This window comes from Paraburkholderia sp. SIMBA_030, assembly GCF_046535245.1.
GTDB lineage: Bacteria > Pseudomonadota > Gammaproteobacteria > Burkholderiales > Burkholderiaceae > Paraburkholderia.
Map to the genome: position 1 here is coordinate 97,586 of NZ_JAWRXB010000004.1, position 14,356 is coordinate 111,941.

General features: G+C 60.1%; 13 protein-coding genes and 1 pseudogene. 10 read left to right on the top strand and 4 right to left on the bottom strand.

Translation table 11 applies throughout. The features are described from left to right. The first annotated feature begins 599 nt into the window (after positions 1–599). Positions 600–881: a hypothetical protein gene (locus tag SB772_RS07910; protein ID WP_410832716.1), complete on the top strand. Its 282-nt coding sequence runs from the start codon at positions 600–602 to the stop codon at positions 879–881. Positions 882–969: 88 nt separating this feature from the next. Here the strand turns inward: SB772_RS07910 and SB772_RS07915 are convergent, their stop codons facing one another. Together SB772_RS07915 and SB772_RS07920 are read right to left on the bottom strand one after the other, a co-directional pair. Next, the gene (locus tag SB772_RS07915) at positions 970–2,379 is read right to left on the bottom strand and encodes a heavy metal sensor histidine kinase (protein ID WP_410832717.1); all 1,410 of its coding nucleotides are present in this window, start codon (positions 2,377–2,379) and stop codon (positions 970–972) included. Beyond that, the gene (locus SB772_RS07920) at positions 2,376–3,050 is read right to left on the bottom strand and encodes a heavy metal response regulator transcription factor (protein WP_410832718.1); all 675 of its coding nucleotides are present in this window, start codon (positions 3,048–3,050) and stop codon (positions 2,376–2,378) included. Before SB772_RS07920 ends, SB772_RS07915 begins: the two co-directional genes overlap by 4 nt. 508 nt (positions 3,051–3,558) lie before the next feature. Here SB772_RS07920 and SB772_RS07925 point away from each other — a divergent pair. Then, positions 3,559–3,744, top strand: a complete 186-nt coding sequence (locus tag SB772_RS07925) for a hypothetical protein (protein ID WP_410832719.1) — start codon at positions 3,559–3,561, stop codon at positions 3,742–3,744. Positions 3,745–3,784: 40 nt separating this feature from the next. Here the strand turns inward: SB772_RS07925 and SB772_RS07930 are convergent, their stop codons facing one another. Further along, the gene (locus tag SB772_RS07930) at positions 3,785–4,093 is read right to left on the bottom strand and encodes a putative quinol monooxygenase (RefSeq protein WP_410832720.1); all 309 of its coding nucleotides are present in this window, start codon (positions 4,091–4,093) and stop codon (positions 3,785–3,787) included. 245 nt (positions 4,094–4,338) lie between these two features. On the opposite strand from SB772_RS07930, the gene argE reads away from it, so the two are divergent. After that, entirely contained in the window at positions 4,339–5,538 is a 1,200-nt protein-coding gene (gene argE, locus SB772_RS07935) for an acetylornithine deacetylase (RefSeq protein ID WP_410832721.1), read from the top strand. A gap of 12 nt (positions 5,539–5,550) precedes the next feature. Here the strand turns inward: argE and SB772_RS07940 are convergent, their stop codons facing one another. Continuing rightward, positions 5,551–6,282 (bottom strand): GntR family transcriptional regulator, encoded by a 732-nt coding sequence (locus SB772_RS07940; protein ID WP_410832722.1) that lies wholly within the window; start codon positions 6,280–6,282, stop codon positions 5,551–5,553. 478 nt (positions 6,283–6,760) lie between these two features. On the opposite strand from SB772_RS07940, the gene SB772_RS07945 reads away from it, so the two are divergent. The 7 genes and pseudogenes from SB772_RS07945 (at position 6,761) to SB772_RS07975 (ending at position 13,976) form a co-directional block, all read left to right on the top strand. After that, a complete protein-coding gene (locus tag SB772_RS07945; RefSeq protein WP_410832723.1) occupies positions 6,761–7,642 on the top strand; it encodes an ABC transporter substrate-binding protein in 882 nt (293 codons plus the stop codon). Positions 7,643–7,688: 46 nt separating this feature from the next. Further along, positions 7,689–8,750 (top strand): ABC transporter substrate-binding protein, encoded by a 1,062-nt coding sequence (locus SB772_RS07950; RefSeq protein ID WP_410832724.1) that lies wholly within the window; start codon positions 7,689–7,691, stop codon positions 8,748–8,750. Further along, positions 8,747–9,646 carry an ABC transporter permease gene (locus tag SB772_RS07955; protein ID WP_410832725.1) on the top strand — a complete coding sequence of 300 codons (900 nt, stop codon included), beginning with the start codon at positions 8,747–8,749 and terminating at the stop codon, positions 9,644–9,646. The genes SB772_RS07950 and SB772_RS07955 overlap by 4 nt, the downstream gene beginning before the upstream one ends. Before the next feature lies 1 nt (position 9,647). Further along, positions 9,648–10,460, top strand: a complete 813-nt coding sequence (locus SB772_RS07960) for an ABC transporter ATP-binding protein (RefSeq protein WP_410832726.1) — start codon at positions 9,648–9,650, stop codon at positions 10,458–10,460. Further along, positions 10,457–11,334 (top strand): annotated as a pseudogene (locus tag SB772_RS07965) (carbon-nitrogen hydrolase family protein). The gene SB772_RS07960 and the pseudogene SB772_RS07965 overlap by 4 nt, the downstream one beginning before the upstream one ends. Positions 11,335–11,363: 29 nt before the next feature. Next, positions 11,364–12,905, top strand: a complete 1,542-nt coding sequence (locus SB772_RS07970; protein WP_410832727.1) for an amidohydrolase family protein — start codon at positions 11,364–11,366, stop codon at positions 12,903–12,905. A gap of 216 nt (positions 12,906–13,121) precedes the next feature. Continuing rightward, positions 13,122–13,976: an SDR family NAD(P)-dependent oxidoreductase gene (locus tag SB772_RS07975; RefSeq protein WP_410832728.1), complete on the top strand. Its 855-nt coding sequence runs from the start codon at positions 13,122–13,124 to the stop codon at positions 13,974–13,976. Positions 13,977–14,356 lie beyond the last annotated feature (380 nt).

Sequence of the window (14,356 nt, forward strand, 5' to 3'; positions counted from 1 at the left end):
AGTCTTCTATCGAGATCCGTTTAGTCGCACGGATTAATACGCCAATATTGCGCCAGCAATACGGCGAAAATCGGCGCGCAGAATACCATGTTATCCGAGCGATCGAACCCCTCGGCAAACGAAATCGAATAACGGCAGATATCCAGCGATGCATCCTCGTTTTTACTGTCAGACAATCGCCGATATCCGTACGGTTTCTTCACGCACGCACAAGGATGGGGAAGCCTTGCTTGCTCGGGTGCGTTAGCCGGCACGCTGCGCATACCGTCACCATTGACTTCAGACCGGGAAGAGTGAACGCTTAATTAGACAATCCGCTCGGAACGCGAACGGAGATAAGCCGCTGCGCAATATCACCTGAACCGCATATCGTCTGATCCTTGGCACCGCTCGTTTACGGCTTAACCTGCCGGCAGCGGATTTTTAATTGGCCGGATGAGCATTGCGGCACAGATTAAATGCCGTGAAAACCGTTGCCGTGCGAGCGCGGCAAGCGATCCGACACGCGACTGCCCGCGCTGCAACAGCGCCAACCATGTCAAAATTCGGGATCGGCCACCGGGCCTCCAATCTTCCACATTTCATCCAAGGAAGCTTCAGTGGACATCAACAAACAGGTCGCGGCCCTCACCGCTTCGGAACTCCAGACCGCCGGCGCGAGCCAGGCGACCGCGATTGCGGTCAGCGTGCTGCTGCGCCATCTGCGCTCGCCTGAACTGGCAACATTGCTGTCATCGGCATTCGAGAACCACCAGGCGGTCATGCTGCAAACGCCTTGGCCCGATCAGATGCTGCAAGCGTTCGAGTCGACCCGCCGCTTTCTCGAAGGCGCTGCGCAACCCGAGTTGCCCGGTACGGCCGCTCAGGCGCCGAGCGCCTGAAGGCACGAGCGAAGGTTCGAACACTCATATTGGCGAGCCAGGAATGGTTGAATGTTAACAGAGCCTGACCGGCAAAGGCGGCGTGGATTTAGATCGGCCGTGGAAAATACAGCGCGAAGGTCGTGTTGTCGCGATTGCTCACCACTTCCACCTTGCCCCGATGTGACTCCATGATCGACTTCACGATCGCAAGACCTAACCCGGTGTTTTTGGCTGACCCCTGTCTCGCCGCATTGATTCTATAAAACCGGTCGAAGATTTTCTCGATGTGCTCAGGGGGAATGGGCTGACCTCTATTCGTGACCTCGATGGTCACATAGCCTTCCGATTCGTATGTACGCAGTTCGATGTCGGTTCCCACCGCGGCGTGATCCAGTGCATTGGACATCAGGTTGCTGACTGCCCGGCGAAACATGGTTGGGTCCGCGGTGATCGTAGCGGTGCCATCGACGACGAAGCGGACCCCCGTCCCTTCGGCGACGCCTTGAAAATACGAGGTAAGCCTCGCGAGCTCACCGCGACAGTCCACTTCACCCAGCTTGAAATACTGCTTAGAATTGTCGTTTCGCGCGAGAAACAACATGTTCTCAATCATTCGATGAAGACGCTCGCACTCTTCAATATTGGAGTCAATCAGGTTTTCGTATTCTTCCGTCGTTCTCGTGCGGGACAGCGTAACTTGTGAGGAACTGATCACGTTCGCTAACGGGGTCCGCATATCGTGAGCAAGGTCCGACGAAAACTGGCTCAGGCGCATGAACGCCCGTTCAAGACGGTCAAGCATCCGATTGACCGATACCGCAATTTCCTGCAATTCGACGGGGCCCGTGCTGATATCGAGGCGTTCGTTCAGCCGGTGTGCTTCAATGGTCGACGTCTGACGGCCAATCGTTTTTACAGGCGAAAGTCCCCTGCGCGCGATTGCATAACCCAGGATGCCCATCAATATCGACCCTACGGCAATCGCGAGCCAAACATCGATTTGATAGGTGTCGAGTAGGGATTTCCGTTCAGTCGCCACATGCGCGAGGACAACGCGAATCACTTCGCCTGAGGGCAACGTTTCGTCGCCAAAAATGCAGCGGGACGTTCCGATGGTTGGCGGATCACACGTATACGCCGTATGTTGACCAGGGTGCGCTGCCCCCAGGGAACTCAACTCCCGCGAAGGTTTGTTCGAGTGCTGGACCACGATGTCACCGCGACCGCTCGAGATCAGCAGATAGACGGCAGGATGCGACTGCAGCGCTTCATGGAACACCGCACTATTTTGGCGCAGCCCTTGCGTTGAACCGAAATCGCGAGCCTGCAGCAGAAATTGATCCAGTTTTTCGGCGATCTCGACGTCATCCCGCCGTTGGAGTTCGAGACCGAGCGTGTCGTATAACAGACCACCCACCAACCCAAACACGAATAGCGCGACGACCGAAATCGCTACCGTCAGGCGCTTGAGCAGCGAGTAGGGTCTGGCGACGGCGGGGCTGGCAGGGGCAGTCAAGATCTGTCCTCGAGGACGTAGCCCATGCCCCGGACGGTATGCAGCAATTTATTATCGAACGCGCTGTCAATTTTTGCGCGAAGCCGTCTGACGGCGACATCGACCACATTAGTGTCACTGTCGAAATTTATATCCCAGATCTGTGACGTCACGAACGTTCGTGTCAGTACCTCTCCTTGCCGTTCAGCGAGGAGTTGCAGCAGAGCAAATTCCTGAGCGGTCAGGTCGATGCGCGTTTTCCCGCGTCGACTTCTGCGTTTGATCAGATCGATCTCAAGGTCCCCGACTACCAGGACGTCCCGCGTTGTACGCGGCGCCCGACGGACAAGCGAGCGAATCCGCGCGAGCAACTCGGCGTAGGCGAACGGCTTGGAAAGATAATCGTCAGCTCCCGATTCGAAACCAGCGACTTTGTCTTCAACCGTATCCCGCGCCGTGAGCAATAGCACGGGCGTATGTTTTTTTTCCATGCGCAGGCGTTTAAGCACGCCCAGTCCGTCCAACTCCGGAAGCATCACATCAAGCACGATCAAGTCGAAATCTTCGTGCAATGCGAGGAACAGTCCGTCCCTCCCGTCCGCCGCAATATCGACAGTGAAACTGGCTTCCGTAAGCCCTTTTTTAAGGTAGGACGCCATTTTTGGCTCGTCCTCGACGATCAAGATCCTCATTGCACGCTTACCTTTCAGGTCAGGAGGCTGAAGCGGGCTCAACGCCGCGTTGTCGAAGCTATCCTGGAGATTGATACAGAGAGATGGAAAAAAAATTACATTTCTGCCATCTTGGCGCGGATGACTGAATAGTCATCGATCGGCCAGGTCGTCGTTGCGAGCAAGCCGATGGCCTCACGTGAATCGTACCAGCTACCCACTGTTTCGTCTTTCAAGCGCCCATCCTGACGGTGACAACCGCGGCACTATTCCAGGCGCTGGGCGGTGGTTGGTGGAATAGTTCGGTGTCCGATGTAGCTTCATAGATTACCGAACCGTCACTTTCGGGTCATGCCGCGTTCACGCGTGCAACCCAATAATGGAAGAACGCAATCACCGCTTTTACCGGCGGCGAATACGATCACCGCGGTCCGTCAACGCACTACGCTGGAGTTCAATTGATGTTGTCACGATTACCTGCATTAAGCCGTCTGATCGTCATTTCGACTTTGCTCGGAACGATTGCTGGATGCGCAAGCTCGACGACGGGAACGCCCTCTTCTCTTGCCAGCAACGCAACGCCGCGCCTTCCACGCGCTTACCCCTGTCAATATATGCATGTGAAAACGGTGAACTGTCCGGCGGTCTGAACACAGTCGTGCAGGCGGTGAGTGGACGCAGCGCCGTCGGCGTGTTCCGGATGCGCGGCGCGTAGCCGGCGGAGCCTTCATGAACGCTGCTATTCGCCGCGCTCTTTAGCAAGCCTGTAGCACGTTGATGACGCGGCTCGCAAGCAGCGTGCGTATATTGCGTCCATATTCGGCCATGTGTGCGGAGGCCCCATGCGCCCGCAACGCTTCCGCGCTTTCCCAGCGTTCGATGACAGCAAACGTGTCCTTGCCGAGCGGTGTCTGAATCGTCCCGAACTCAGGCACGTCGACGACAGCCTCGTAGGCAATGCAGCCTTCTTCCGCAAGCACGGCCGGACGGTTCTTGTTGAAGAGCGCCAGCACGGCTTCGCGTTGACCGGGCTGGGCAGTGATCGTGGCAATGACATGGATCATCCGGGTATTCTCCTTTCCTGTTTCGGCGTCGGTCGCCGCATGAAATCATAGCCGCGTTTGCGCACGCTTGCTGAGTACGGGTCCTCATTACGATCGGCAGCAGACGGGCAAGCACCTTGCTTGTCGAATAGCGTTGCGCCGGTCCGGCGTTCGAACGCAATGAGGGCAGCGCGCGTATCCGTACACCTTGTGAATTTCGTCCGCCTACAATCGTTCGATGTTATTTTGAGGGCCCAACGGCACATATGATGTTTGAAAAGCCAACACTGGACACTGACGAACGCCCCGCCTATCTCGTGTTGGCCGACGAACTGATTCGCCACGATACGACGAGCAGCCGCTCGAATCTCGGCCTGATCGAAGTAATCCGGGACCGCCTTCGAGCCCATCACATAGAAACGCTGCTGGTCTATGACAGGGCCGGGCAAAAAGCAAATCTGTTCGCGACACTGCCAGCCTTGCACGGGGAGACGAATGGCGGCGTCGTGCTGTCCGGCCACACCGATGTCGTTCCCGTAACCGGCCAGAACTGGTCAAGTGATCCCTTCGACCCGGTCATCCGCGGCGGTCGGCTCCATGGCCGCGGCTCGTGCGACATGAAGGGCTTTATCGCGGTGACGCTTGGACTGTTGCCCGAAATCCAGAAACGCTCACTACGCGAGCCTCTTCATTTCGCGTTCTCTTTCGACGAGGAGGTCGGCTGTCTCGGTGCACCCCTGCTTCTGGCTGAACTTGCGGAACGCGGCATCCGGCCGGCTGGCTGCATCGTCGGCGAACCGACCAGCATGCGGCCCGTCGTCGCCCACAAGGGCAACAACGCCTACCGGTGCTGCGTGAAGGGCGTGGCCGCCCATTCCTCGCGTACGCCGAGCGGCGTCAATGCGATCGAATATGCCGCACGCCTGATTTGCCGGATCCGCGACACCGCCGATGCGTTGCGTCGTAGCGGCCCGTTCGATCGCGCGTTCGATGTGCCGTTTTCGACGGCGCAAACCGGCCTGATCAAGGGCGGCGTCGCGATCAACACGATTCCCGAGGATTGTGAATTCTTCTTCGAATACCGCAATCTGCCCTCTGAAGATCCGGAAGGGCTCTTTGAACAGATCGCCCGCTATGCCCGCGAGGAGCTCGAGCCACAGATGCGCGAAGTCTCCAGTGCCGCGGCGATCTCATTTGAGAAGGTCGGCACGACGTTGTCGCTCGACAGCGCCGAGCAAGCCGCCATCACGCAACTCGTGCGGACCCTGTGCAATGACTTCGAAACGCGCAAGGTGACTTACGGCACCGAAGCCGGCCTGTTTTCGAAGGCAGGTATCCCCACGGTCATCTGCGGTCCCGGCAGCATCGACGACGCGCACAAGGCGGACGAGTCTGTAGAACTCTCGCAACTCGCCGAATGCGACCAATTCCTGCGGCGCGTACTCGACACGCTTACGGCGACCTGAATCGCCTCGGCATCATAGGCCGTGGACGAGGATCGCCTCCAGGTCGTCGTTCTCTTCCTCCGGTTCATGCAGCCGCAACGTCGCTTCGATATGGTCGAGATGTTCGTCCATGAGCTTTTGCGCAAGCTTGACGTTGCCCGCTTCCACCGCGTCGATCAGACGCGCGTGTTCGTCGTGCCGGCATGCCTGCACGGTCGGCGCGTTGTAGAGCAGGATCGTCAGGCACGTGAGCATCTGCAAGCCACGCATGGTCCGCTCGATGAAGCGGTTGCCCGACACCTGCGCGAGCATCACGTGAAATTCGCCTGAAAGCCGTACCGTGGCGCGCCGGTCATCACGCTTACGGGCCTCGTCTTCCTGTGCCACATGCGCGCGCAAACGCGCCAGATCTTTCTTCGTGGCGCAACGGCACACCTTTTCGATGATCGGCAATTCGATCTGACGCCGCGCCTCGAACAACTCGCGCGCTTCTTCCACCGTTGGGCTCGCAACGAAAGCCCCGCGATTCGGCACGATGGTCACGACAAGCTCGTGCGACAACTGCTGTAACACCGCACGCACAGTGGTCCGGCTCACGCTGAAAATAGCGGCGAGCCGGTCCTCGGCGAGCTTCGTGCCGGGCTGCAGCCGATGCTCCGAAATCGCATTCATCAAGCGCTCGTAAATCACGTGGCGATGCGCGCCGTCAAAGGAGCCAGCCGCCTCGGTGTCGGCTGTCTTCGCCCTCTTCTTATCAGTCGGCATGAAAGGGTCCTGGTAATGGATTGAATCACGACGAGGGCAATGTGCGCGGTTGATCGCACCGATCATATGCCTCGGTTGTAGTGCGCATTATCGCCGATATTGCACACACGTCTTATGCCAAATTGTATTTCGTCGACGAGAACAAAATGTGCGTCCGGGCGTGTCCTTTCTTGAAAATCGCAAGCTGGCGATGCTTAAGCGCATGATGCCCAGTCACTGTGCCGAGTGCAGCATGGCGGTGCAAATTCGACCCTCAGGCCACATTGTGGTGCATCTTTTCGAAGACTGATGGCCCTACAATTGTATACAATCAATGCCATTTCTATAAAACAATCTACAGAACATCCCGTAGACAAAGCGACGCATTAAAGTGCACATCCAACGCCTCTCGCTGGCACGGTCTTCGCTAAAACGTCCTTAATCCTCGCGTGCAGCAACCCATCTGTCGACGCGATTCCTCGACGCCCCAGATTCCGTCATGCAAAAACTGCTCCTGGCGCACGGCAGTGCGCTTTCCAATCTCGCGTTGTTCATAGCAGTCGATACCGGCCTGTTCGAGCGCCATGGTCTGCAGGTCGAAGCACCGCCGCTGACGCAGTTCGGCTCCACCGCCGCCTTGCTGAGAAGCGGCGAGGCTGATCTCGGCACCACCGGCTTTACACAGCCGCTGGTCGATCATGCCCGGCCCGACCCGCTGCGTATCGTCGGCGGCAGCGGCAAGCTCGGTATGGCGCTCATGGGGCAGCCGGGTCTGTCGATGAGCGATCTGCGCGGCCAGCGCGTCGGAACCTTCGCCGACGATCCAATGGAAGTCCTGCTGCACGATGCACTGCGGGTACATGGCATGGATCCCATGCAGATCGAACGCGTACTGTACCCATCGCTCGCCGAGGCGCTCGACGATCTGGGCGCCGGCCGCCTCGCGGCGCTGACATTGATCGAACCCTGGATTTCCCGCCTTCGGCTGCGCGGCTTCGAAGTGCTGTGCGACGGCTTGCACGCCTGGGGGGGCGACTATCCCGACACGTTGCTCGTCGCCCGCAAGAGTTTTCTCGACGCGCATCCCGAGATCATCTGCGCGGCCTTACGCGCAATGCTCGATGCGCGGGAAGCGATCACGAACAATCCCCGCGAAGCCCTGCGCGCCAGCGCGTACCGCTACCCTCAATTTACGCTCGACGAACTGCTGACCGGCATCGCAGCGCAGCCACCGATCATCGATATCCGCCCGCTTCGCGAGTGCATTCTCGCGCGTGCCCGGTCGCTAGAAGCGCTCGGACGAATGCAGGTTTCAGGCTCGATCGGAGAGATTTTCAGCTTCGACATGCTGGAACAAACGCTTGCGCAGTCGCCCGCGTAAATTTTCACGTCCCCATCTGCTGTTCAACCTCTCTAAGGATCACGCGATGTTCAGGAAATTTGTTCAGCAAGACCCGAATGGTTACCCTTTGACCGAACTCGGCAATACGCGACGCGAATTCCTGATGCGCGGTGCGTGTCTGGCCGGCGCCGCGGCGTTGGGCGGTGCCTATCTTCCTCAGGCCATGGCGGCCGGCCCGCTGACGCTCAAGGCGACGCACGGCACGGGTCTCTGCAACTGCCCGTTCTTTCTCGTCAAGGAACGCAACCTCGCGCAGGGCGTCACGCTCGATTTCGTGACGACCCCGTCGAACGCCGACATTGCCGCACTTTTTGGCGCAGGCGTGGTGGACGTCTCGGTCGTTCCGTACACCAACTTCATGACGCTCTACGATGCCGGCGCACCGATCAAGATCGTCGCCGGCTCGGGCGTGCAGGGCTGCGTGATCGTCGCGCAGCCTGGCATCACGTCGGCGGCGCAACTGCGTGGCAAGACCATCGGCACATTCCAGGCCGATACGCTCGAAATGCTGCCCTACGACTACCTGAAGAAAGCGGGCATGAGCTTTGCCGACGTCAAGGTGCGCTACTTCGGCACGTCGCCGGAACTGGCGCAGGCTTTCATCGCCGGCAATGTCGACGCGATGTGCCACATAGAGCCGTATGCAACGCAGGCATTGAAAGCAAGGCCGGGCTCCGTGCAGCTCTCGAACGGCGTGGACGTCTATGGCGCGAACTACTCCGACTGCGTCCTCGCCGTGCGCAGCAAGCTCCTGCACGAAAACCGCGATGCGGTGAAGGCGCTGATCAAGGCAATGATGGTTGCGCAGCATCAGGAAGAACTGGACCGCGCGTCGGCCGTCAAGGACACCGTCGGCAAGTACTTCAAGACGAGCTATGACGCAACCCTCGATGCAGCCACGAAACAGCCGGCAATGATCGACCAGCGCAGCAACCAGAATTTCATCCTGCAGCGCGCGCAGAACCTCAAGGATCTCCGTTACATCAAGCGGCTGCCTGGCCCCGATGTCTTCGACTGGGGTCCACTCCATGAGGTAATCAAGGAAAACGGCGATCTCTACGGCCAGCTCAAGCTGAAATCCGCATGAAAGCCGATCCGACGACCCTTCTCGCGCACCGGCGCGCGGTGCGCCCGGCAGCAAATGCCCGGCCACGCTCCGACCTCGTCCGGCAACTCGTGCCGCTTGGCTGGGGCGTCGCCTCGCTGGCGTGCTTCATTGCCGTGTGGGAACTGGCGTGGGCCGCAGGTTGGGCAGACCCGCTTCTGCTGCCGCCGCCGCACATCTTCCTGCGCAACTTCGCGTCGCAAGCGCAGTACTTCATCCCGACTGACGTGATTGGCGAGACCTCCAACGCGACCGCGCTGAAGTCGCTCGCCATGACCATCGTCGCGACGACGCTGCGGGTGCTAAGCGGCCTTGTGCTGGGTTTCGTCTGCAGCGTGGCGATGGGCGTCGCGATCCGCTACTTCCGGCTGTTCGGCAACCTGACCTTGCCGACGATCACGCTGCTCGCGCCCATCTCGCCCATTGCGTGGCTGCCCGTCGCGATCTTCCTGTTCGGAATCGGCAATGCACCCGCTGTATTCATGGTGTTCATCTCGCTCTTTTTCGTCATGACAGTCTCGACGATCAGTCAGATCGACAACGTCAGCCGCACCCACCTCAACGTCGCCGCCGTGATGGGCGCGACGCGCGCGCAGACTTTCCGTCATGTGATTCTGCCGACCATCCTGCCATCGCTCTTCATGGTGCTGCGCATGAACCTGTTCGGCGCATGGATGGTGGTGCTGGTGGCGGAAGCGACCGGCGTCGGCAGCGGGCTCGGCCAGGTCGTCATGCTCGCGCGCAATACCTTCAACTCGAGCCTGTCGTTCTTCACGATGACACTGATCGGCATCACCGGTTTCGCCTTCGACGTTGCGCTACGAATCGTCCAGCGCAAAGTGCTGTTCTGGGTGCCGAGTAACGGCCTGGGGAAATGATATGAGCCAGAATGATTCAGCGTCCGTACAACCGCCGCTCGTCACCTGCAAGGGCGTCGGCAAGACATGGCAGACAGACGGCGCATCGTTCGTCGCATTGCGTGACATCGACCTGGATATCGCACGCCGCGAGTTCGTGGTGTTTCTCGGTCCAAGCGGATGCGGCAAGAGCACCCTCCTCTATCTGATCTCAGGGCTGGAACAGGTATCCAGCGGCCGCATCGTCTGCGGCGGCGCCGAGGTCACCGGACCGGGCACCGATCGCGGACTCGTCTTCCAGGACGCCTCGCTCTTTCCATGGTTGAGCGTCGGTGAAAACATCACTTTCGGCCTGAAAATGCAGCACATGCCGAAGGAGAACCGGCGGCGTGTCGCACAGGAAATTCTCGAACGTGTCGGCTTGTCCGAAGCCATCGACAAACGGCCCGACCAACTCTCAGGCGGCATGCGCCAGCGTGTGGCGGTCGGGCGCGCGTTAGCGCTCAAACCCGAGATACTGCTGCTCGACGAGCCGTTCGCCGCGCTGGACGTACAAACGCGTGCGAAGATGCAGGACTTCCTGATCCAGGTCTGGCAGCAAAGCAACGTGTCGATGGTGTTCGTCACGCACCACATTGACGAAGCCATTGCGCTCGCTGACCGCATCGTCGTGTTCACGGCGCGCCCCGGGCGCATCAAGACCATCATTCCGGTCGATCTGCCTCGTCCACGCGACACGCGCAGCCGGGCGTTCCACGATCTCAGCGTCCAGTTGACCGACCTGATGCGCGATGAAGTCGATCGCGCCTTCGCCGAGCAGGAGCGAGTCCGATGAATTTGCCGGCAACCTTGAGCACACTTCGCGTCGCCGCACTGCAACTGCCCCCTTGCACGACCGACCTCGACAAAAACGAGGCCGCAGCATTTGCCGCCGTGCGCGCCGCTGCCGATGACAGCGCCCAGTTGCTCGTCTTGCCCGAACTCTCCATGGTGCCGTACTTCGCAAGCGCACCGGGAGGGCAATATCGTGACTGGGCGGAGCCCGCCGACGGTCCCCTCGCCGCACGCTGTGCCACGCTGGCCAAGGAGTGTGGCGTCACCCTGTTCGTGCCGTTCTACGAAGTCGATCCCGCGACTGGCCGGTACCACAACGCAGTGCTCGGCTTCGGCGCCGATGGCAAGCCGCTGCGCGTCGGTCCGGTCGCGCGCAAGCTTTACCTGCCTGTCGGCGACGATCCACCGCCCGGCTACGACGAAGCCGCGCACTTCACGCCTGGCGACTCGCTGCACGTCGTGCAGGTGGGCGTGTGGCGTATCGGTATTCTGGTCTGCTACGACCGCCGCTTTCCGGAATGCTGGCGCGCGCTGCGTGCGGCTGGCGCTGACCTCGTCATCGTGCCCGTCGCGGGCAGCGGCGGCGACGATATGGATTTCTTTGTCGGGGAGCTGCGCACGCACGGGAAAATGGGCTGGCGGTCGTTTGCGCGAACAAGATCGGTGACGAATTCCTTGATGGTGCGCGCATCGACAACTATGGCGAGTCGTGTGTGATTGCCGCCGACGGCGCTGTACTCGTTCGCCGGCCCGGCAACGAAGGACCCGGCATCGTCAGTGCGACGCTCGCGCATGCTGAGATCGCGGCGACCCGCGAAAAGCTGTCTTATTTCGACCATCGGCGTGTCGATCTATACGACACACCATCGTTCTGAAACTCTTCTCTATTCAGGTAAAAGCAACCATGTCCGAAACATTGATTGTCGCTGGCTGGATCGTCAAGGGCGTCGCCGACCGGCACACCGCAGAGGTCATCCGCGACGGCGCGCTGTATCAACGCGACGGCGTGATCGTCGAGATCGGCGATGCGCAGGAACTGGTCGCGAAGTATCCGAACGCGCCGCGTCTCGGCTCGCCGGATACGGTGTTGCTGCCCGGCTTCGTCAACAGTCATCATCACGTCGGCCTGACGCCGCTGCAGCATGGGTCGCCGGATTACGCTCTGGAACTGTGGTTTGCAAGCCGGATGGGCGCCCGCGAGATCGATCTTTACCTCGACACGCTCTACTCCGCGTTTGAAATGATCGCGTCCGGCATCACCACGGTGCAGCATATCCACGGTTGGCGGCCGGGTCCGTTGTCGTCGATACATGAAGCGGCATCAAGCGTTCTGAAGGCGTATCAGGACATCGGTATGCGCGCGTCGTACAGCTTCGCCGTACGCGAGCAGAACCTGCTCGTCTACGAAGCCGACGACGACTTCGTCAAACGCCTGCCGGCGGACATCGGAGCGAAGCTCGCCGCGCATCTGAAAGCGCAGCAAGTCCCTCTGACCGAGCATCTACAGTTGTTCGACATGCTCGTGCAGGACAACGAAGGCCAATCGTTGACCCGGATTCAACTGGCGCCCGCTAACCTGCACTGGTGTAGCGATGAGACGCTGCTCGCCATCAAGGAACGCTCGGACAAAGCCAGCGTACCGATGCACATGCATTTGCTCGAAACCGCCTATCAGAAGGAATACGCGCGCCGCCGGACGGGCAAGACCGCCGTCGCGCATCTGAACGATCTCGGTCTGCTCGGTTCGTCGCTAACCCTCGGTCATGGCGTGTGGCTGACTGAAGCAGACATCGAAATGGTCGCGCACACCGGCACTTGCATCTGCCATAACTGCAGTTCGAATCTACGTTTGCGCAGTGGCGTGGCGCCCTTGAACGCGTTTTCGAAATACGGTGTAACGGTCGGCATGGGACTCGACGAAGCCGGTATTAACGAAGACCGCGACATGTTGCAGGAGATGCGCCTCGCACTGCGCGTACACCGCACGCCGGGAATGGACGACGACGTGCCGACTTGCCCGCAGATACTGAAAATGGCCACTGAGGACGGCGCTCGAACCACCCCATTCGGCGCGCAAATCGGGCGTCTGGAAAACGGACGCCTGGCCGATCTGGTGCTGATGAACTGGAAGACCGCCACGTATCCGTATCAGGACGACAACATTCCCATGCTGGATGCGCTCATGCAGCGCGCCAAGACGAATGCCGTCGATACGGTGATGATCGAAGGCGAGCTCGTGTATCACGAAGGCCGCTTCACCCGCGTGGATCGCGATACGATTCTGCGTGAGATCGAGCAGATACTGGCGAAACCGCGCGCCTCGCAGGATCAGGCGAAGCGCGAGCTGGGTTCAGCAGTGTTTCCTTACGTCAAGGCGTTCTACAGCGACTATTTCGCGCAAACGCCGAAGCGCGAACCCTTCTACGCGCCTTCGTCGCGGACCTGATCGGATGCGGCGTTGATCGATTCGATTCAGGCGTGGCCGGCGGATCGATCGCATCCGCCGCAGTAACGTGCACCGCCACGCGAATGCCCCCATTCGCGCCCGCCCCGTGCCCGGCGCAAAAAAATCCTACGTGCTACGATCATTCGCTCCTGTTCGAACGAATCGGAATCGCGGGCGCCCGATGGCGCCACGGTTTCGGCACCAACAAGGTTTCTGATGACTCATCCTGCTCTGACTCCGGGCGCAGTCGCCGTGATTACCGGCGGCGCAGCCGGCATCGGCCTCGCTGCGGCCAAACGTTGCGCGCAACTCGGGCTGCGCGTGTGCATTGCCGACCTCGGCGCCGACCGCCTCGCGCGTGCGGTGGAGGAAATCGCCGCGCTGAGCGCGAACGGCGCGCAAGACGTCTTCGCCGTCGAGACCGACGTGAGCGTCGTCGAAAACGTGCGCCGCTTGCACGATACTGTCGTCGAACGTTTTGGCGGCACCGACGTGCTGATGAACAACGCCGGCATTCAACCGGGCAGCACGATGCTCGGCCCCGGCGAGAACTGGGAGCGTGTGCTGGGCGTCAACCTGTGGGGCGTGATCCACGGCACGCAGGTCTTCGTACCGGAGATGATCAAGCGCGGCCGCCCCGGCCTCGTGATCAATACCGGTTCCAAGCAAGGCATCACGACACCACCGGGAGACCCCGCATACAACGTCTCGAAGGCAGGACTCAAGGCGTTCACCGAAGCGCTGCAGCACGAACTGCGCAATACCGCCAACTGCCAGATCAGCGCCCATCTCCTGATTCCCGGCTTCGTATTCACGGAACTGACACGGCACGGCCGCGCAGAAAAGCCGGCCGCCGCCTGGACACCCGAGCAAACCGTCGATTTCATGTTCGACCGTCTGGACGCCGGTGACTTCTACATTCTGTGTGCAGACAATGACGTGCCGCGTTCCCTCGACGAGCGGCGCATTCTGTGGGCGGCGGGCGATATCGTCGAAAACCGGCCCCCGCTGTCGCGTTGGCATCCTGACTACGCGGCGGCATTCGAAGCGTTCATCAAGCAGCCCCGCTGAGAACATCACCGCACGCCGGCGCGAGCGCAATCACTACGGATCGGATACTCGTCAAATCCGCAATGAGAGGGTGATCGGCGAAGTACGTGGCGTGATCGGGCACCTTGAGCATGGATCTATTCGATCTGCCGCCAGACCGCAACACGAGCCCACGGTCGGGTGCGCAGCATTGCTTTGTCGGTCGATGTCATCGTGCTGTCATTCCCACCGGTTCAAATGAGCACGGCGTCGAGCATTGTAGTGCGCGAGCCACGATGGAAATATCGAGCGGATCTCCTGCCCGGCGACTCGTGCGACATTTGCCCATATACATCTAGACGTTTAGATGAATTGGCACAACGCCCCCGCTTCGCGAATGGCGATCCTCACGCACGCGCAGA